The organism is Myxococcaceae bacterium JPH2, from assembly GCA_016458225.1.
Taxonomy (GTDB): Bacteria; Myxococcota; Myxococcia; order Myxococcales; family Myxococcaceae; genus Citreicoccus.
This window is the reverse complement of sequence record JAEMGR010000038.1, coordinates 94,254-113,255: the sequence shown is the minus strand read 5'-3', so window position 1 is coordinate 113,255 and position 19,002 is coordinate 94,254. Positions and strand designations below refer to the sequence as shown.

17 protein-coding genes are annotated in these 19,002 nt (G+C 68.7%); 5 read left to right on the top strand and 12 right to left on the bottom strand.

The window, feature by feature from the left end; translation table 11 throughout:
- The first annotated feature begins 157 nt into the window (after positions 1 to 157).
- The 3 genes from JGU66_33155 to JGU66_33145 are packed head-to-tail and all read left to right on the top strand — an operon-like array spanning position 158 to position 2,275.
- Complete coding sequence (locus tag JGU66_33155) at positions 158 to 1,156, top strand: polyprenyl synthetase family protein (GenBank protein ID MBJ6765628.1); 999 nt, start codon at positions 158 to 160, stop codon at positions 1,154 to 1,156.
- Positions 1,153 to 1,743: a MarR family transcriptional regulator gene (locus JGU66_33150; protein ID MBJ6765627.1), complete on the top strand. Its 591-nt coding sequence runs from the start codon at positions 1,153 to 1,155 to the stop codon at positions 1,741 to 1,743. Before JGU66_33155 ends, JGU66_33150 begins: the two co-directional genes overlap by 4 nt.
- Before the next feature lie 10 nt (positions 1,744 to 1,753).
- Positions 1,754 to 2,275, top strand: coding sequence for a gamma-glutamylcyclotransferase (locus tag JGU66_33145; protein ID MBJ6765626.1), 522 nt, complete (start codon positions 1,754 to 1,756; stop codon positions 2,273 to 2,275).
- Positions 2,276 to 2,735: 460 nt separating this feature from the next.
- Here JGU66_33145 and JGU66_33140 read toward each other — a convergent pair whose 3' ends face one another.
- Positions 2,736 to 3,032, bottom strand: coding sequence for a hypothetical protein (locus JGU66_33140; GenBank protein MBJ6765625.1), 297 nt, complete (start codon positions 3,030 to 3,032; stop codon positions 2,736 to 2,738).
- A gap of 151 nt (positions 3,033 to 3,183) precedes the next feature.
- On the opposite strand from JGU66_33140, the gene JGU66_33135 reads away from it, so the two are divergent.
- Positions 3,184 to 3,942 (top strand): class I SAM-dependent methyltransferase, encoded by a 759-nt coding sequence (locus JGU66_33135; GenBank protein MBJ6765624.1) that lies wholly within the window; start codon positions 3,184 to 3,186, stop codon positions 3,940 to 3,942.
- A gap of 3 nt (positions 3,943 to 3,945) precedes the next feature.
- Here JGU66_33135 and JGU66_33130 read toward each other — a convergent pair whose 3' ends face one another.
- The 10 genes from JGU66_33130 to JGU66_33085 form a co-directional block, all read right to left on the bottom strand.
- Positions 3,946 to 6,123, bottom strand: a complete 2,178-nt coding sequence (locus JGU66_33130) for an FUSC family protein (GenBank protein ID MBJ6765623.1) — start codon at positions 6,121 to 6,123, stop codon at positions 3,946 to 3,948.
- Between the two features lie 53 nt (positions 6,124 to 6,176).
- On the bottom strand, positions 6,177 to 7,211 hold the full coding sequence (locus JGU66_33125) for an oxidoreductase (GenBank protein MBJ6765622.1): 1,035 nt from the start codon (positions 7,209 to 7,211) through the stop codon (positions 6,177 to 6,179).
- Between the two features lie 5 nt (positions 7,212 to 7,216).
- A complete protein-coding gene (locus JGU66_33120; GenBank protein ID MBJ6765621.1) occupies positions 7,217 to 8,221 on the bottom strand; it encodes a hypothetical protein in 1,005 nt (334 codons plus the stop codon).
- 135 nt (positions 8,222 to 8,356) lie between these two features.
- Complete coding sequence (locus JGU66_33115) at positions 8,357 to 8,920, bottom strand: dienelactone hydrolase family protein (protein MBJ6765620.1); 564 nt, start codon at positions 8,918 to 8,920, stop codon at positions 8,357 to 8,359.
- 56 nt (positions 8,921 to 8,976) lie between these two features.
- Positions 8,977 to 9,573 carry a hypothetical protein gene (locus tag JGU66_33110; GenBank protein ID MBJ6765619.1) on the bottom strand — a complete coding sequence of 199 codons (597 nt, stop codon included), beginning with the start codon at positions 9,571 to 9,573 and terminating at the stop codon, positions 8,977 to 8,979.
- Positions 9,574 to 9,618: 45 nt separating this feature from the next.
- Positions 9,619 to 10,311, bottom strand: coding sequence for an STAS domain-containing protein (locus JGU66_33105; GenBank protein MBJ6765618.1), 693 nt, complete (start codon positions 10,309 to 10,311; stop codon positions 9,619 to 9,621).
- Positions 10,312 to 10,549: 238 nt separating this feature from the next.
- A complete protein-coding gene (gene glgB, locus JGU66_33100) occupies positions 10,550 to 12,757 on the bottom strand; it encodes a 1,4-alpha-glucan branching protein GlgB (GenBank protein ID MBJ6765617.1) in 2,208 nt (735 codons plus the stop codon).
- Positions 12,754 to 14,082: a phosphotransferase gene (locus JGU66_33095; protein ID MBJ6765616.1), complete on the bottom strand. Its 1,329-nt coding sequence runs from the start codon at positions 14,080 to 14,082 to the stop codon at positions 12,754 to 12,756. The genes glgB and JGU66_33095 overlap by 4 nt, the downstream gene beginning before the upstream one ends.
- Positions 14,079 to 15,734, bottom strand: a complete 1,656-nt coding sequence (treS, locus tag JGU66_33090) for a maltose alpha-D-glucosyltransferase (GenBank protein MBJ6765615.1) — start codon at positions 15,732 to 15,734, stop codon at positions 14,079 to 14,081. Before treS ends, JGU66_33095 begins: the two co-directional genes overlap by 4 nt.
- 16 nt (positions 15,735 to 15,750) lie before the next feature.
- Positions 15,751 to 17,748 carry an alpha-1,4-glucan--maltose-1-phosphate maltosyltransferase gene (locus JGU66_33085; protein ID MBJ6765614.1) on the bottom strand — a complete coding sequence of 666 codons (1,998 nt, stop codon included), beginning with the start codon at positions 17,746 to 17,748 and terminating at the stop codon, positions 15,751 to 15,753.
- Between the two features lie 214 nt (positions 17,749 to 17,962).
- On the opposite strand from JGU66_33085, the gene JGU66_33080 reads away from it, so the two are divergent.
- On the top strand, positions 17,963 to 18,556 hold the full coding sequence (locus JGU66_33080) for a sigma-70 family RNA polymerase sigma factor (protein ID MBJ6765613.1): 594 nt from the start codon (positions 17,963 to 17,965) through the stop codon (positions 18,554 to 18,556).
- 9 nt (positions 18,557 to 18,565) lie between these two features.
- On the opposite strand, the gene JGU66_33075 is transcribed toward JGU66_33080, so the two are convergent.
- Positions 18,566 to 18,913 carry a hypothetical protein gene (locus JGU66_33075; GenBank protein MBJ6765612.1) on the bottom strand — a complete coding sequence of 116 codons (348 nt, stop codon included), beginning with the start codon at positions 18,911 to 18,913 and terminating at the stop codon, positions 18,566 to 18,568.
- Positions 18,914 to 19,002: the final 89 nt, after the last annotated feature.

Sequence of the window (19,002 nt, the reverse complement as noted above, 5' to 3'; positions counted from 1 at the left end):
GTGGCTCAACCGGACGTCCGGTGAACCCTCGACGCACGCTTGCCCACCCGCCAGCCACCGCCCTCCATTCCCCCGGCTCCTCGCCCGGTGCGTCGGCGGGATTCAGGTGCAGTTCAAGCGGTCTTGAACTATATGAACGACCCAGGAGAGGGCGCACATGGATCTGGCTCGCGAGCTGACGGATTTTCTGGGGAATGTGGAGCAGCGGTTGGGCTCCATGTTGGTGGATGGGAATGCCGGTCCAGACGTGAAGGGCGACACGCTGATGGAGGCGGCCCGTCACCTGTGCCTCGGCAGCGGCAGCAAGCGCGCGCGTCCCATGCTGGTGCGGCTGTTTGGTGCCGCGGTCGGCGTGGAGGCGGAGAAGCTGGTGGACGTGGCCGTGGCCGCCGAGCTGATCCACTCGGCCAGCCTCCTGCACGACGACGTGGTGGACGCGGGCATGTTCCGGCGCGGACGGCCCACCGTGAACGCTCGCTGGGGCAACATCGTCGCGGTGATGAGCGGCGACCTCATCCTCTCCACCGGTCTGCAGCGCCTGTCCGAGTTGGATTCGCGGCTGACGCAGAGCGCGCTGGCCGTGGTCGCGGAGATGACCCGCGCCGCCATCGCCGAGGTGGAGGCCCGCGGCGACCTGGACCTGCCGATGGCCCGCCTGCGGTTCATCGCCGAGGGCAAGACGGGCTCGCTGTTCGGCTGGTGTGGCAACGCCGCCGCCACGCTGGGCATGACGCCTGACGCGGTGGCCCGCTTCGACGGCTTTGGTCGCCACCTGGGCGTGGCGTTCCAGATCGCCGACGACATCCGCGACATCCTCGGCACCGACGTGGGCAAGCCGCGCTACGCGGACGTGCACTCGCGCACGCCCTCCATGCCCATCCTCCTGGCCGTGGCGAAGGATGAGTCCCTGCGCCGCAAGCTGAAGGACGCGTGGGCCTTCTCCGTGATTACGCCGGAGCGCACGCGGGAGATTGGCGCCGCCATCGAGGCGACGGGCGCGGTGGAGTCCTCCATGGCGCACATGAACCTGGAGATCGAGGCGTCGCTCGACAAGCTGGGCCGCTACGCCAACGTGCCCGCGGGCGCGGAGCTGGTGAGCTGGGCGCGCCGCCTGTCGGAAGGCATCGCGGAGCAAGTGAAAGGACGCGCTGCATGAAAGGCTACCTGTGGACGGGGGGGCCCGGTAGCCAGCGCCCCGAGGCGCCAACTGAGAATGCCCGGCTGGCGCCGTGGGAAGCCATCGCGGTGGACGCGGTGGGCAATGTCATCGAGTTCTGGGGCTTCAAGCGCAACCAGGGCCGCGTCTGGGGGCTGCTCTACCTGCGCGGCGAGCCGCTGACGGCCGGCGAGATCGAGCGCGAGCTGGACCTCTCCAAAGGCGGGGTCTCCATGCTGCTCCGCGACCTGGAGCGCTGGGGCGTCGTCCAGCGGGTCCGCGTGCCGCAGGACACCGTGTGGCGCTATCGCGCCGAGACGGACCTGGTGCGCATGGTGACGCACGTCATCGAGGAGCGCGAGGCGGGCTTCGTGGCGCGCATCCGCGCGGACCTGGCGGAGGCCCGGCGTCTGGCGGAGCAGGCCGGCGACGTTCCCCACGAGCGGTTGCAGCGGCTGGAGCGCATGGCCACCCTGGGCGACCACGTCGAGCGCGCATTACGACTGTTCATCAAGACGTCCCGGTTGGACGTGGCGGGAGTGCTCGGTGCCTTCCGCGACGACACCGGCGCGCGCAAGGGCAGGTAGGAGAGGGTTCATGGACTCGCATTACGATCAGGTGATGAAGGCGCGCGGGGCAGCAGAGAGCGCGGCGCCTCGGCTGTACTTCGCGTACTCGACCATCCTCGACCGGGCGGCCTTCGAGGAGTGGCGGGATCAACACAGCTACGGCTTCTTCGACCTCCCGGCGGGGGAAGTGGCCGAGGCGGTGGATGTCGACCTCGTCTACGACTTCCCCTCCCGGTGGTGGGGCGGTCGCGTGGCGGGCCTGCAGGACGCCCCGGGGCAGCGGGTGTACGGGCGCCTGTTCGAGATCGCCGGGAAGGACTGGCCCATCGTTCAGCACAAGGAGGGCTTCGTCACCGGCATGTGCATCGAGCGCTCGGTGCGCGTTCGGGTCAACGGCCGCGAGGTGGAGGCCACGGCCTTCGTCACCAATCCGCGGCGCGCGGCCCAGGATGGACAGGTGAGCCCTCGGTTCATCGAGGCGTTGGTCCGAGGGGCCCGCAGCGCGGGGTTGCCCGAGGAGTACATCGCGCGGCTGTCTCGCGGAGAGTGACCTCCGGTGGAGCCCGCCTCGAGGGTGGGGTTCCTGCTGGACTGACGTGAGGAAGAATCAACGGCCTCCACGAGCACACCTCGTGGGGGCCGTTTTCGTTTCCGCCTGCCTCCCCGAACGAATCAGCAGGCCGTCTCGGTCAGTCTGATTCAGGCGCCATGCCTACATGAACGAATCATCAGGCAGTCCCTGGCGCCATCGGACGACCATGCCTACATGAACAAGACAGCAGTACCTCGGCGAGGCGGCTGTGCAGTGCCCACCTGAACGCATCATCAGGCATTTCCAGGGACTGATCTCGATGTCGTGCCTACCTGAACGTTCTTTTAGGCAGTCACGCGGAAGCGCTGGCCTCGAACGGCCCTGAGTCACGAGAGTCGTCGCTTAAATGCATATCAAATATTGATGTCTGTGATTGTGATTGACAAAGACAGACGAGTGTCGCGCGCCGCGGGCGAACTCAGTACCCAGACGCAGCGGACGCGGCGAACTCTTCCGAGCAGAACGGCTGGAAGCGCGGCATGGCCCGAGGTTTCTTCGCACTCTTCGCACTCAGGGCTCGGCAGAGCGCCATCTGAGACAGGGACAACGCGCCCACCGCGATGGCTCCCGCGAGCGCATCCCGCAGGAGCAGAGGCCGCATGGCGCGCAGTCCTCGGAACCCAACGGGCAGAACGTAGAGCGGAAGGGCCACGAGCCCCGCCAGGAGGAGCCACTTCGAGCGGTCGGAAAGGGCGGTCGGCGCGTTCGTAGACATGGTCGCTTGTCACGGTGGTGGCGCGCTCGCCGCGGCGAAAGGGGAACGCTTCAGGACGCACCGCGTTGACGCAGGCTTGCTCGTGGACAGAGGCGGCGATCCAGGGCCTGGGTGCTTGTCTGTTATCATGAGCGGTTCAAGGAAGGTGCCGATGGAGCCTGCATTCAACGCATTCGTCCGTGCCTATGAGGACGACGATAACTTTCACTATCGGCGCTATTTCGAGGCCTGGTCCTTCTTCAACGCGCTGGGAGATGTGCGAGGCGCATCGGTCCTGGACGCAGGATGTGGCGCGGGGCTCTACACCCGACGCTTGCGCGAGCGGGGCGCGTCGCGCGTCGTCGGGTTCGACATCGCGGCCAACATGCTCGCGTACGCGCGGATGCGAGAGGCCGAGGTGCCTCTGGGCATCGAGTATTTCCTCGAGGATGCGGCCAACGCGGGGCGCCTGGGCCGCTTCGATATCGTCACGGCGGTCTACGTGCTCCCGTATGCCGAGACGCGCGAGGCCCTCCGGGCCATGTGTCGCGGAATGGCGGAGGCCGTGCGGCCAGGCGGTCGGCTGGTGGCGGTCACCGTGAATCCTGTCGGTGAGTTCTCACGCAAGGACTTCTTCGCGGCGCACGGCATGCAAATCCTGCCAGCGCACTCCGAACATGCCGCGCTCACCGAGCTTCCTGACGGTGCGCCGCTTCGGCTCGTGTCTCATATCCAGGGCAAGCCCATTGACGTGAGGCCGTGTCGCTGGCGCCGCGCCACGCTCGAACAGGAACTGCGCGCCGCGGGCTTCCGGGAGATTGCCTGGCCTCCGATGTCGGTCTCCCCCGAAGGCGAGGCGCTCTTCGGTCATGAGCACTGGCGCTCGCTGCTGGAGAACCCTCCCGCTGTGCCCCTGGTCTGCTTGAAGTGACGCTCAGCCTCGCGTCGCGTCCTGTCGCCGCAGGGCCGCGCCGTGGAGGATGGTGAGCTGTCGCGAGATGCGCTCGAGCTGGGCCTGAAGCAGCGGGGACTCCTGCGCCAGGGTCCTCGCGTCGGGCGAAGCGTGTGGCACGTTCCAGCCGAGCAGCTCCGCGAAGGGCGGGAGGGGGACCGGTGCGCGCCGCTGCGACAGCGCCTCCGCGAGATCTTCCAATGACTGCTCAGCGGCGCGCGTGAAGCGCTCCACGGCTCGGAGCGCCGGCTCGCTGGGGCGTGGGTGCCGGGTGGAGGCCAGGGTGATGACCGCCGCGGCGAACCGGCGCGTGAACGCGAGGAGGGTCATCAGCGGCTCGAGTGACTCCATGCGCCGACGCGGCTCGGAGAGGAGTCGCTGGAACGAGGCCTCCGCGTTGAGGGCCGCCAGTCCGAGCGCTCGACGGGCTTCGCCCGCGACGGGACTGGGCGCGCGGATCTCCCCCAGGTGTCCAGGCAGGACCTGATGGAGCAGCGCCGCGTTCGCGCGCAGGGCCGCGGCGATCTGCCTGGGGAAGTGCTCGCGCTCGGAGCGCTCCCACAGCAACCAGCTCCCCGCGAGCGCCAGGGCACCGCCGATGAGCGTGTTGTCGATGCGCACCTCGGCGAGGCCCCAGTCCCCCGTTCCCACCTCGGCGAGCAGGACGAAGGTGAGCGTGACGAAGACGGTGTAGAGCCCGTAGTTGAGCGAGATGACGCTGACGCAGACCGTGGCCGTGACGAACACCAGGGCCATGAGCGCGAGTGGATCATGCAGCCACGAGGCGATGCCGATGGCGAGGATGCCGCCCACCACGGTGCCCAGGACGCGCTGGAGTGCCTTGAGGAACGTGGGCCCGGTGTAGGGCAGCAGGATGGTGAGCACGGTGATGGTGACCCAGTAGCCGTGGCTCGGGCGCAGCAGCGTGGTGATGCCCACGGCCACCGCCGTCGTCAGCCCAACCCGCAGCGCGTGCCGCAGCACCACCGAGTCGAGCGTGAGGTTCTCCTTCACTGGCGCCCACAGCGACAGCTCCGGTTCTACGAGCGGGCTGGCGGACAGGGCGCGTTCGCGGGGCAGGGGACGGCTGTCCGGGAGGCTCGCCGCCGTGTCGATGGCGGTCCCCGCGTACTCGCGGAGCTGGGCCAGGACCCCCACCAGGTGCTCGCTCAGCGCGCGCCGCACGGTGTCCTGCGATGAAGTGACGTCGGGCGCGAGGTGAGGTGTCGGCCAGTCGAGCGTGGGGAGCTGTCGCACGCGCCCCTCCGTCTCCACGAGGTAGGCGATCTCCTGGAGCGTGCGCGACAGCGCGCTCAACGACGCCGCGAAGGAGGTTTCCGGAGGGCCCGCTCGGCGGATCCGCAGGCTCTCCAGGTCGTCTCCCAGGGCGATGAGGGACATGAACATCATGTCCGCGGACTGGAGCAGGACGAGCAGCTTCTCACCGCGTCCCCGCTCGCCCCGTCCGCGACGGGTGGCGACCAGGGTGATGCGCGCGTCCTCGAGGGCCTCGCGGATGCGGCCGTGCTGGGCCTGGATGAGTGCCTGCCACGCGGACTCATCCGTGCCGGGAGCGAGTCGCTCCAGCTCCGCCGCGTAGTCCGCCACCAGCCGGAAGCACCGCGCGATTGCGAGCCGCGCGGGACGGTACGGACGGATGGGCCACAAGACGAGCGAGAGCACCATCGCCCACAGCGCGCCCGCGAGCAGGAAGAGGCTCTCCTCGAACGCGGCGCCCACGCTCGCCGCGGGCAGCGCCAGCGAGATGACGAAGGTGCTGGCCGCCGTGTTGCCCGCGAGGTTCGCCGCCGCGCCATGGACGCCCGCGAAGCTGCACAAAGACACCCAGAGCAGCGTGACGGGGATGGCGACGGCGGGATGGTGACCCGCGAGGCTCCCCACGAGCACCGACATGGCTCCCGCCACGGCCGCGATGGCCATGCTCCGCGCGCGCGTGCCGTAGGAGCCCCCCTTGTCCGAGAACGAGGTGTTGAAGCCGCCCACGCTCATCCACAGGCCACCGGGGAGGTTCAGGCTGGTGGAGAGCAGGACCGGCAGCACCGTGGCCAGCGCCGCGCGGAGGCCCGCCTTCACCGCGGGCTTCACCGGTGCGAACCGAGCGACCTCCTTCGAGTGTTCCACCAGGCGCGAGCGCAGCATGCCCGGTCTGAATAGGAAGCCCTCTCGGGTGAATCCATTGAAATCGCCCGGAGTCAGCGCAGGGCGACGCGCCGTCCCTCCGCGTCACTGCGCAGCGCGGCCTCCACCACGCGGATGACATCCTGCGCGCTGTCTGGGGACACCGGCACCGGAGCCCCGTGGAGGATGGCGCTCGCGAGCTGACGGTAGAACTCCTCGTAGGTCCCGGAGAGGGTGGGCACCGACTGTGCGCTGGCGAGCAGGCGACCGTGGCGCTCGGCGGGCTCGCTGCCCCAGCCCTCGTGTCCGGGCCGCAGGCCCGCGTGGAGCTGGGCCTCCTGAGGATCGAGCCCGGTCTTCACGTAGGCCTCGCGATCGCCGCGCAGGACGAAGCGAGGCCACGGCTCGTGGACCACCGAACCGGAGTGCAGCAAGACGCGCAGCTCACCGTAGCGCAGCACCAGGTGGACCCAGTCCACCGCCTTCGCGCCGGGCCGCTGGTGCCCCAGATCCGCGAGGACAGTGTCCGGGAGTCCGAAGAGCTGCACGGCTTGATCGATGAGGTGCGAACCGAGATCCCACAGCGTGCCCGCGCCCGGGATGTCCTCTTCCTTCCAGCGCGCCTTGACCTGGGGACGCAGGCGATCGAAGTGGCTCTCGAAGCTGTAGAGCCGCCCCAGTGCGCCGTTCGTGAGGAGCTGGCGCACGGTGAGGAAGTCGCCATCCCAGCGACGGTTGTGGAACACCGTCAGGCACCGCCCGCGCTCCCGAGCGAGTGCGGTGAGGCGCTCCGCATCGCGTGTCTCCAGCGCGAAGGGCTTCTCCACCACCACGTGCTTGCCCGCGTTCAACGCCGCCCCCACCAGCGAGGCATGCGTGGCGTTGGGCGTGGTGATGATCACCAGCGACACGGTGGGGTCCGCGAGCAGCGCCTCCACGGTCATCGCGCGCACCCCTGGCATCGCCACGTCCGCCTTGCGCGTGGCGATGGCCGTCAATCGGAACAACGGATTCGCGGCGAGCAGCGGGGCATGGAACGTCGAGCCCGAGAGCCCGAAGCCGATGAGCCCGGTGCGAATCTCCGAAGGGGTGGGCGCGTCGACGGTCATGCCGGTTAGATCTCGTGGCCCGTCTGCTCGAAGACGATGATCTTCTTCGACTGCGGGAAGAGGATGAAGTTGAGCTGTCCCCAGGAGTCGCCGTTGGGCCCCGTGGAGAACGCGCGGAAGTATGACTTCACCTGGACGGACTCGGTGCCGTTCCAGTAGGCGGCCAGGATGGCCGCGTGCAGCGGCTGGTACGCGGTGTACATCGTGGTCAGCAGCGCCGGATACGTCAGCACCACGGGCGGCACGGTGGACTGATAGTTCCGGTAGCCCGTGTACAGCGACTGGGCAATGACGGACTCCGCCGCGCGATCGAGCGCCGCCTCACCGGCGTACGGCCACAGGAAGTCGAGCCGCCGCAGGTACGAGAACTGGTCCTCGCGCACCGTGTTCTCCGCCGCGAGCATGGACTGGAGCGTCGCGGTGACGGGCTGCTCCGCCAGCGTCAACGTGTAGCCGGAGGGCGCGGCAGGCGGAGCGCTCAGGCACGAGCCTCCCACGCAGTCCACCTGGAGCCGGTACTGCTTGCCCGCGGCGTTGCCCCAGCCCACCACCACCAGGTACTCGCCGCCTTGCGTGAACGTGGCGAAGCCAATCTTGCTGAGGTCGCCGTAGCCCGAGTCGTCATCCTGGTACTGCACCACGGAGCCATATTTGCCCGAGGCATCCTTGGGCCCATAGACATACAGCCCGGTGTCGAGCCCCATGGAGCTGCCCAGGTGGGTGAGCTCCAGCTTGAGCTGACTGCCGGCCTGAGCCTGGAGCGTGTATCCGGCGTAGCCCGGAGTGGAGCCACACTGCGCCTGCGTGGCGCCGCCCACCGTCAGCGCCGGGGCGTACGGGAAGCTGTCGCCGATGTTGCCGCTCACGGGCGTGGCCGGTGGTGACACCAGGGCCTGGCTGCTCACCGCCACCGCTTCGGGCGCTGCTGCCTCGGGTGCGCCTCCACACGCGCTCAGCCACCCCACCGAGAGCATCCACAGCACTGCTGCCTTCTTCCCGTTGCGACGCATCGTCCCCACCTCGTGTCGAGTGGGCAGCGGCCCCCGTTTCTGCCGTGAGCCCCCGCCCGGTGTGGATCGCCGTCTGCCACCACGATGCGTGAAACTCAAGCAACCACGGCGAAAACAGATAGGTGAGACAAGTTCTCAGCCCTCCTTCGCGAGCCACCGGAGGGTGTTGTCCCAGGCGCGCGCGGCGGTGGCGGGGTGGAAGTCGGGGAGGCCCGGATCCGTGAACAGATGGCCGCCGTCCTCGTAGCGATGCACCGCCACCTGGGCGCCCGCGCGCACGAAGGAGTCCTTCCACACGGCCAGCTCGTCGTCAGGGACGAACGCATCGCCCTGGGCCGCGTGCAGCGTCATGCGCAGGCCGGGATGCAAGCGCTCGGCGTTCTCCGCCGCGCCATGGAAGAGGACGAGGCGGAGCGGGGAGCCGCGCCGCACCGCGATGCGTTGGGCCATCGAGGCCCCCAGGCTGAAGCCCAGGATGGCGTCCGGCTGGAAGGCCTCGGTGGCCGCCATCGCGCGGGAGAGAAGCTCCTGGCGTCCGATGGCGTCGCGGAGCGCGAGCGCGTGGTCGAGCGTGTTGGCGGTCGCGCCCGCGTAGAGGTCCGGTGCGGTCGCGGAGTGGCCCGCCGCCTCCAGCCTCTGGACCGCCTCCTGTATCGCCGGGCGGAGTCCATAGGCGGAGTGCAACACGAGGATTCGCATGCGCGCAGGCTATGCGAATCCTCGCGCGGCCTTGCGGCCCATTCAGCGAGCTGGGTTCACCACGTGACGACGTAGGTGCACGCCGTGCCGCCCTTGTTGCGGCAGCCATTCGTGGCGTGGTGCTCGACCGAGGCGTTCGGCTCGAAGCGCTGCGACATGCCCCGGACGAGCCCGAGGTCGAAGCGGCACGGGTAGGGGTTCTCGCAGACGATGTGGATCTCGTTCTTCCCCGCCACCGGATGGCACGCGTAGTGGCCAATGCCCTCGAGCATGGTGCCCGTGGCCGGATCGAACATGTCCTTGCCGTCGCGGCGGTGGTTCATGTGGAAGGCGATGTCCAGCGAGTGCAGCGCCTTCTGGATGCTGTTGATGTCAGGCGGGAGCACCGCGTTCTTGGGCACCATCGTGCCCACCTTCTCCAGGCCGCGACCGCCCAGGAGGCTGTCGATCTTCCGGTACGCCTGGAGGTAGTCCTCGATGGGGTACCAGGCGTTCGGATCGATGGCGAGCGCGCCCGAGGCGTCACGCGTCTGGACCTTCATCACCTCCAGCAGGGTGGCGACGAGCACGGAGAACGAGCGGACGGCCTCGACGATGGAATAGACGCTGGAGCCCGTGACGGTGATGCCGGGCGCATGGGTGGCGTGTTGCATGAGGAGTCTCGGAGGAAGTCGTGCGTTCGCGAAAGGGGGAGGGGCCTAGCCCTGGCGGCTGGACTCGAAGGCGCGGTGCGCGGCCTGGCTGCGCAGGTACAGGAAGCACTCGCGCAAGCCATCTCGCAGGCTGCCGAGCGTCTTCACGTCGCGCAGGTCCACGCCAATCTGGCTGAGCGTCTGCGCGATGACGGGGCTGATACCGGTGACGACGCAGTACGTGCCCAGGAGGCGCGCCGCCGTCACCATCTTCACGAAGTGGTTGGCCGTCGCCGTGTCCACCACCTCGACGCCGGTGATGTCGATGATGGCGCAGCGGGCCTTGCCCTGCGAGATGCGGTGCAGCAGCCGCTCGGTCATCTCCAGCGAGCGCTGCGTGTCCACCACGCCCACGATGGGCAGCGTGAGGATGTCCTCCCATAGCTCGATGATGGGCGTGGACAGGTCGCGAATCGCCATCCGCTGCCGCTCGATGGTGGAGAGCTTCTCCTCCAGGTCCCGGCGCGCCGCGTCGAGCTTCTGGATGGAGGCCTCGTTCTCGCGCACCGAGGCGTGGAGCTGCCGGGCGAACAGGTTGATGGTCTCCTCGAAGGAGGAGAACGCGTCGTGCTTCTCCACCGCGATGAGGTGATGCGCCGGGTCGAACTCACCGAGCGAGATCATCGCGAGCACATCGCGAATGCGCTCGAGGCGGTCCACGTCGACTTCGAGGATTTGGGACGAAGGCTGATTGGGCATGGGGGATGGCAGACCCGGATCGCGGGGGGCGTGAGTCCGGGTCGACTCCAAACGTTATGCCGAAAACACTGCCCTGCCTCAAGGGGTGAACCCCGACCCGTGGTGTGCCGGGTTGGTTGTCTGGGAATCGGGCGCGCAGCTGGGCGAAAGACAGACACCGCGCGCGTGCGCTCGCCGCGTGTTTCACTATGCGGCGGGGTCTTCGCGGACGCGTGCGTGCGTGTGGGTTGAGTCGCGCTCAGCCTGGGGTGAACCACAGCACGCTGAGCGGGGGCAGGGTGAGGAGCGCGGACGCGGGCTGACCATCCCAGCCCGTGGGCTCGGTGCTCACGAGTCCCTGGTTGCCGAGTCCCGAGCCGCCGTAGTCGCTCGCGTCGGTGTTGAGCAGCTCCACGTAGCGGCCGTGCAGTGGGAAGCCCACCCGGTAGCCCTCGCGGGGGACAGGGGACAGGTTGGCGACGCAGACGACATGACGGCCGGGCTGGCGAGCGCGCCGCACGAACGCGAACACGTTCGCCGCGGACGAATCGGGCTGCAGCCACTGGAAGCCCACGGGCTCGCTGTCCGCGTCGTAGAGCGCGGGCAGGTCGCGGTACATGCGGTTGAGGTCTCGCACGAGCGCGTGGATGCCGCGGTGTCCCGCGTCCTCGAGCAGGTGCCAGTCCAGGCTGCGGTCGTGGTTCCACTCGGCGGGCTGTCCGAACTCACCGCCCATGAACAGGAGCTTCTTGCCCGGGTGGGCCCACATCCACGCGAACAGCGCGCGCAGGTTGGCGCGCTTCTGCCACGCGTCGCCGGACATGCGCCCGTAGAGGCTGCCCTTGCCATGCACGACTTCGTCATGGCTCAGCGGGAGCATGAAGTGCTCGCTGAAGGCATAGAGCAGGCCGAAGGTGAGCTGGTTGTGGTGGTACTGCCGGTAGATGGCGTCCTTGGAGAAGTACGACAGCGTGTCGTGCATCCACCCCATGTTCCATTTGAAGTGGAAGCCCAGGCCGCCCTCGCTGGTGGGCTGGCTCACGCGAGGCCACGCGGTGGACTCCTCGGCGATCATCACCGCGCCCGGGTGCTTGCGGCGCACGGTGTCGTTGAGTTCGCGCATGAACTGGATGGCCTCTTCGTTCTCGCGGCCACCCCAGCGGTTGGGGATCCACTCGCCCTGCTTGCGGCTGTAGTCGAGGTACAGCATGGAGGCGACCGCATCCACGCGCAGCCCATCGACGTGGTACTCCTCCAGCCAGAAGAGCGCGTTGGCGATGAGGAAGTTGCGGACCTCGTTTCGCCCGAAGTTGAAGACGAGCGTGCCCCAGTCCGGCTGCGCGCCCTTGCGCGGATCCGCGTGCTCATAGAGCGCCGTGCCGTCGAACTCGCCGAGCGCATGGGCATCGCGAGGGAAGTGGCCGGGCACCCAGTCCACGATGACGCCGACGCCAGCCTGATGCAGATGATCCACCAGGAAGCGGAAGTCATCGGGGTGGCCGAAGCGCGCGGTGGGCGAGTAGTAGCCGCCCACTTGATAGCCCCAGGAGCCGCCGTAGGGATGCTCGGCCACGGGCAGCAGCTCCACGTGGGTGAAGCCCATGGCCCGGGTGTACTCGGAGAGCGCGGGGGCCAGCTCCCGGTACGTCATGGGGCGGTCGCCGTCCTCCACCACCCGGCGCCAGCTCTCCAGGTGCACCTCGTAGATGCTCCACGGTTGGTGATGGACGTCCGTGCGTTGGGCGCGCGCGTCCATCCAGCTTGTGTCGGACCAGCGGTAGCGCGCGAGGTCGTGGACCACGGAGGCCGTGGCTGGCGGATTCTCGGTGCGGAAGGCGAACGGATCCGCCTTCAACAGGCGAGGTCCTCCGTGCCCTGGGCGGACCTCGAACTTGTAGCGCGCGCCCTCGCCGACTTCGGGGACGAACAGCTCCCAGATGCCGGAGGCCCCCATGCGACGCATGGCGTGCAGTCGCCCGTCCCAACCGTTGAAGTCACCCACCACGGAGACGCCAGCCGCGGTGGGTGCCCACACCGCGAAGGACACGCCGCTCACGCCATGGTGGTGCAGCGGATGCGCCCCCATCCGCTCCCAGAGCCGCTCGTGGCGTCCTTCGCCCGCGAAGTAGAGGTCCATCTCCCCGAGCGTGGGCAGGAAGCTGTACGGGTCGCGCAGCGTGAAGACCTTCTTGCCCGGGTACTCCACCTCCAGGAGGTAGTTGACGGGCTCGGTGCGCGAGGCGAGGCGCGCTTCGAAGATGCCCCCTCGACGATGGGTCATCGCGATGCGCTCGCCGGACTCGGGAAGGATGACCTGGACCGCGACGGCCTCGGGACGGAAGGCGCGGATGATCGCACCCGAGCCATCCGCGTGGAGGCCCAGCACGGCGTGGGGCTCGGGGTGGCGCAGCTCCACCACGCGGTTCAGCTCCGTGTCGACCTGCGCCGCCTCGGCCGGGTTCTTCACTGGGTGTTCTCCATGCGCAAGAGGGCCTGGACGGGGATGCGCACCCAGTCCGGGCGGTTCTGGAGTTCATAGCGCACTTCGTACAGGAGCTTCTCCAGCTCGAACGCGCTCAGCATCACGTGGAAGGACGTCTCCGACGTGGGCAGGAAGGCCGCGCCTGCGGTGGCACGACGGTAACCTTCCAGGAACGCCGCGCGGGTGGGCTCTACGCGAGACTTCGGCGCGCCTCCCTCCAGTGACACCGTGGCCTCCGCGTAGTCGAACGAGCGCAACATGCCCGCCACGTCGCGCAGCGGATTGTATTTCTCGCGCCGGGCGGTGAACGAGCGCGAAGGCTCTCCCTCGAAGTCGAACAGGAGCCACTCGCCACGCGAGCGCAGCACCTGGCCCAAGTGGAGATCGCCATGCGTGCGCGTCTTCTGTCCCGAGGGAGGAATGAGCGCGAGCTGACGCGCGTGCTCGATGAGCCGATCGCGTCGCCCCTCCAGGTCCGGATGCAGTCGGCCCGCATCCGCGAGCGTCACCCCCAGCTCGCCCACGATGGATGCGCTCCAGCGTTGGAGATCCTCCTGCAGCACGGGCTCCGGCGCGAACGCGGCGTCGTCGGGAGGTGCCGAGGCGAAGGCCTGGTGCAGCTCGCCCACGCATCGGCCCATCTCGCGCATCTCCTCGAGGAAGCGCTCGCTCAGGGCCCGCTCCTGGCGCAGCCGATCCAACGTGTACCGCCAGCCATCCACCGCGTCTGGCACGAAGCGATGGGCCAGCGCGAGCGTGGCGCCCGCGGCGCCCTCCAGCGTGAGCGCTCCCAGCATGCGGGGGGTGGCGCGAAACGAGGTCTTCGTCGCGAGGAAGCGGCCCACCTCGTACTCGGGGTTCACCCCCGCCTCGAGCTTGCGGATGATCTTCAAGATGACCTGCTCGGCCAGCACCACCGAGGTGTTGCTCTGCTCGACGTTCAGGCGTCGCACCGGCACGGGAGAAGGGAACTCCGCGTCCGCCGGGCCGATCCACTCGCCCACGACTCGGCCCGTGCCGGCGGGCATGGTGCGCCCGTCGCGGAGGACCTGGAACAGCGCCCGCACGCAGTCGTCGATGTCCAGCGCGCTTTGAATTCCGTCGGCGGCGGGCCTCGCCAGCAGCAGGTAGCGCTCTGGATGACCCAGCTCGTACACCACCTCCACCACCGCGAGGGTGAAGGTGCAGGCGCCCAGGTCCAGCGGCACGTGGTCCACGACGTTGACGCTCTTGATGGGCCACGCCTTGCCCGCGAACCATCGCTGGCTCTTGAGGAAGTCCGGCAGCTTCGTCAGGTCCAAGGAAGTCACGCGAGAGTCCTCCCTGGCTCCGGCTTGTCCAGGCGGAACCACAGGAACATGTAGGGGCCCATCGACATCTGGTACGGCAGCTCGCTGATGCGAGGGAACGGCGTCTCTCCAATCAACTCCACCGGCACGAGCCCCTCGAAGTCGCGCAGGTCCAGCACCGCGGGCTGGGCGAAGCGCGACAGGTTGCACACCACCAGCACCGTCTGCCCCGCGTCCTCGCGCACGAAGGCCATCACCTTGCGGTTCTCCACCGGCATGAACCTCAGGCGCCCCTGCGCGAAGACGGGGTATTTCTGGCGGATGCGCACCATGCGCTTCACCCAGTGCAGCAGGCTGGACTTGTGGCGCTCCTGCGCCTCCACGTTGAGCGCCTGATAGCCGTAGACGGGATCCGAGATGATGGGCGCATACAGGCGCGCGGTGTCCGCCCGGCTGAAGCCCGCGTTGCGATCGCTCGTCCACTGCATGGGCGTGCGTACGCCGTTGCGGTCGCCCAGGTAGATGTTGTCGCCCATGCCGATTTCGTCGCCGTAGTAGAGGACCGGCGTGCCGGGCAGGGTGAACAGCAGGCTGTGCATCAGCTCGATGCGCCGACGCCCGTTGTCCATGAGCGGCGCGAGTCGCCGGCGGATGCCCAGGTTGATGCGCATGCGCGGATCCGTGGCGTACTCGCGATACATGTAGTCGCGGTCCTCGTCCGTCACCATCTCCAGCGTCAGCTCATCGTGGTTGCGCAGGAAGATGGCCCACTGCGAGTTGTCCGGGATGTCTGGCGTCTGCTGCATGATCTCCACGATGGGGCCGCGGTCCTCCTTGCGAATGCCCATGAAGAGGCGCGGCATCACCGGGAAGTGGAAGCCCATGTGGAACTCGTCGCCGTCCCCGAAGTAGACGCGCACGTCGGCGGGCCACTGGTTGGCCTCGGCCAGCAACATCTTCCCCTGGTACTCCGAGTCGATCGTCTTGCGCAGGCGCTTGAGGAAGGCGTGCGTCTCCGGGAGGTTCTCGCAGTTGGTGCCCTCGCGCTCGAAGAGGTAGGGCACGGCGTCGCAGCGGAATCCGTCCACGCCCATGTTGAGCCAGAAGCGCATCACGTCCAGCATGGCTTCCTGCACCGCGGGGTTGTCGTAGTTGAGGTCCGGCTGGTGGCTGAAGAAGCGGTGCCAAAAGTACTGCTTGGCCACGGGGTCCCACGTCCAGTTCGAGCGCTCCGTGTCCACGAAGATGATGCGCGCGCCCTTATAGCGGTCGTCCGTGTCGCTCCAGACGTACCAGTCCCGCTTGGCGCTCTTGGGATCGCGCCGGGCTTCTTGGAACCAGGGGTGCTGGTCGCTCGTGTGGTTCACCACCAGCTCGGTGATGATGCGCAGGCCCAGCTTGTGCGCCTCGTCCACCAGCCGCTGGAAGTCCGCCAGCGTGCCGTAGTCCGGGTGGACGCCGTAGTAGTCCGCGATGTCGTAGCCGTCATCGCGCAGCGGGGAGGGGTAGTGGGGCAGGAGCCAGAGGCAGTCCACGCCCAGGTCCCTCAGGTACGGCAGCTTCTCGATGAGCCCGGGGATGTCCCCGTGTCCGTCGCCGTTCGAGTCATAGAACGCGCGGATGTGCAGCTCGTAGATGAGGGCCTTCTTGTACCAGAGGGGATCCAGGTCCATGCGTCTCTCGCTGCGCTCACGCGTAGTAGTCGAAGCCGTGCTCGGTGCGACGGAAGCGGGTCACGACCCACAAGGCGGCGGGCTGCTCCGGCGTCAGGTGCACGCGTGCCCGGGGGCCATTCCAGAGCGCGTGCGAGCCCGACATCAGCTCGCGCACCGGAAGGGTCTCGTCCGGGCGCGCGCCCAGCCACTCCCAGGGCACCTGGAGCACCGCGTCCTGGGACGCATACGGATCCAGGCTCACCGCCACCAGCACCGTGCTGGCGCCGTCGGGGGAGCGCTTGCCGTAGAACAGCACGCGCTCGTTGTCCGCGGTGAAGAACGTGAGCGAGCCATACTGGTGCAGGGCCGCGTGACGGGCGCGCGCGGTGTTCAACCGCGCAATCCAATCCTGGATGTTGCCGGGCCGCTCCAGGTCCCACGCCACGAGCTGGTACTTCTCCGAGTCGAGGTACTCCTCCTTGCCGGGGAGGTGGCGGCCTTCGCACAGCTCGAAGCCGCAGTAGATGCCCCAGGAAGACGAGAGCGTCGCGGCCAGCGCGGCGCGGAGCCGGAAGGCCCCGGGGCCCGCGTCCTGGAGCAGCTCCGGCAGGATGTCGGGCGTGTTGGGCCAGAGGTTGCCCCGGAAGTAGTCCGACACGGGCGGCCGGGTGATCTCCTCCAGGTAGGCTGTCAGCTCGTCCTTGAAGTTGCGCCACGTGAAGTACGTGTACGACTGCGTGAAGCCCACCTTCGCGAGCGCCTTCATCACCTTGGGCCGCGTGAAGGCCTCCGAGAGGAACAGCACGTCCGGGTGCGCGTCCTGCACCTCGCGGATGAGCCACGCCCAGAACTGGATGGGCTTGGTGTGCGGATTGTCCACGCGGAAGATGCGCACGCCCTGCCGCACCCAGTGCAGCACCACGGCGCGCAGCTCGTGCCAGAGCGCCTCGCGGTGCGGCCCCATCCAGTCGAAGTTGACGATGTCCTCGTAGCGCTTGGGCGGGTTCTCCGCCGTCTTGATGGTCCCATCGGGGCGATGCTGGAACCACTCGGGGTGCTCGCGGACGTAGGGGTGATCCGGCGAGCACTGGAACGCGAGATCCAAGGCCACCTCGATGCCGTGATGCGCGGCCGCCTCCACCAGCGAGCGGAAGTCCTCCATCGTGCCCAGGCGCGGATGCACCGCCATGTGGCCGCCCTCGTGCGCGCCAATGGCCCAGGGGCTGCCCACGTCGTCGGGCTGCGCCTGGAGGCTGTTGTTCTTGCCCTTGCGCGCGGTGACGCCGATGGGATGGATGGGTGGCAGATAGACGACGTCGAAGCCCAGGCGCTGGACGTAGGGCAGCCACTCGCGCGCATCGAGCAGCGTCGCGTGCGTCGCGCCGTCGCGCAGCGCTGAACGCGGGAAGAACTCGTACCACGCGCTGAAGCGCGCCTTCTCCCGGTCCGCGAACACCTCGAGCACGGGCTCGTACCTCCGCGCGAGGCTCCGGTCCGCATGGCGCGAGGCCAGGTCCACCAACTCCGGCGCGAGCGCCACGGCGAGCAGGTCCGGCGAGGCGGGCTGACGCAGTCGCGCCCCCGCGTCCGCGAGCACGCGCGCGTCGTCTTCCGCCAACTTCGCGCGAGCGCGTGTCGCGGCTCCCTCCAGCAGCGCGGCTCCCTCCAGCAGCTCGCTGCGCACGTCGCGGCCCGCGTCCACCTTGCGCTTCAGCTCGGAGGTCCAGGTCCGGAAGAGGTCCGGCCACGCTTCAATCGTGTACTCGTAGCGGCCGTTGTTCGTGAGCGGCACGCTGGCTTCCCAGGCGTCGTTGCCGAGCGCGCGCATGGGGACCTCCGCCCAGTCGGTGCGCTGCGTGGTGGGAGTTTGCTGCCGCCAGCGGACGACGGCGGCGAGGACGTCGTGTCCTTCCTTGAAGATGTCGGCGCGAACGACGAGGGGCTCACCCACGATGCGCTTGATGGGATGGCGCCCCGCGTCCAGCTCCGGTTGCACGCCCTCGATGAACACGCTTCCGATTCGGTCGGTCATGGCGGCAGGAGGCCCTTATAGGTCCGCGTGGCGATGGCGCCGCCGAGGCATACTGACGAGGCCGTTGATGCACGATGCCACGCGCGCGGGTCGCGTTGGCTCGTCAACGTTAGGAACGAGGCCCGCGGGCGCCCAGCCCGTGGGGCACGCTGGATTGCCCGCCCGTACTTGACGCTGGGATCCTCCTGGCAGGATGCGGTATCCGGCAACGCACATGGCGCCCACCGAACCCTCCGCAGCCCGAGCGAGCGACCCGGCGGATGACCGGGCCCTGCTTCAGCAGGTCGCGCTCGGGGACAGCCAGGCCATGCGGAACGTCTATGCGCGCTGCGCGGGCCGAGCGTTCGCGCTCTGTCTGCGCCTCTTGCCCGCGCGAGCCGATGCGGAGGAGCTGCTCCAGGAGACCTTCCTCGAGGTGTGGCGGCGCGCGCGTGAGTTCGACCCCGCGCGCGGTGGCATGGAGACGTGGGTCGCGACCATCGCGCGCACGCGCGCCATCGATCGCCTGCGCGCCCTGGGCACGGTGGCGAGGACGCTGGACGGCGTGACGCACAGTCCGCCGCCAGTGAGCGCGACGCCGATCAGTCCGGACGAGGCCGCCTTGGCGGGCGAGGAGCGCACCCGTGTGCTCGCGGCGCTGCGGCAACTGCCGTGGGAGCAGCGCCACGTGGTGGAGCTGGCCTACTTCGAGGGTCTGACCCAGCGAGAGATCTCCGAGCGCACGGGGGATCCGCTCGGCACGGTGAAGACGCGCGCGCGGCTCGCCCTGGAGAAGTTGAGCGAGCTGTTGCGCGAGCCCCCGCGCTGAAGCCCACCGTCAGGAGAACCGCACCTGGAAGCGCGCCAGCAGGGGCCCGGCCGCGCGCCCTTCGGCGGACGTGCGAGGTCCTCCTGGATGCAATTGGGACTGGAGTTCCACCAGCGCGGGCTTCATCTCCTCGAACGCCGCGAGGGCCTTCTCTTCGCTGTCGAAGAAGCGATGGTGGAGGAGCCAGCCCGTCACCAGACACGACACCGCATGGAAGTCGCGCGAGGCATCCGACTCGTACGTGAGGCGCAAGCGACCGGGTACCTCTTCGTCTCGCGTGATGTCGCCGCCCTGCGAGCCAGGGCCGCCCAGCGTGCTCCCATCCTCGAAGGGCCTCCAGGCGGTGTCTTCGGTCATCGTCGCGGCTCCCTCGCCAGGCTCGTGGGTCCGCAGCAGAGCATGTTTCTTCCCCGGGCCCGGGACTTTCGCGAGAGGGGCTGGGGCGC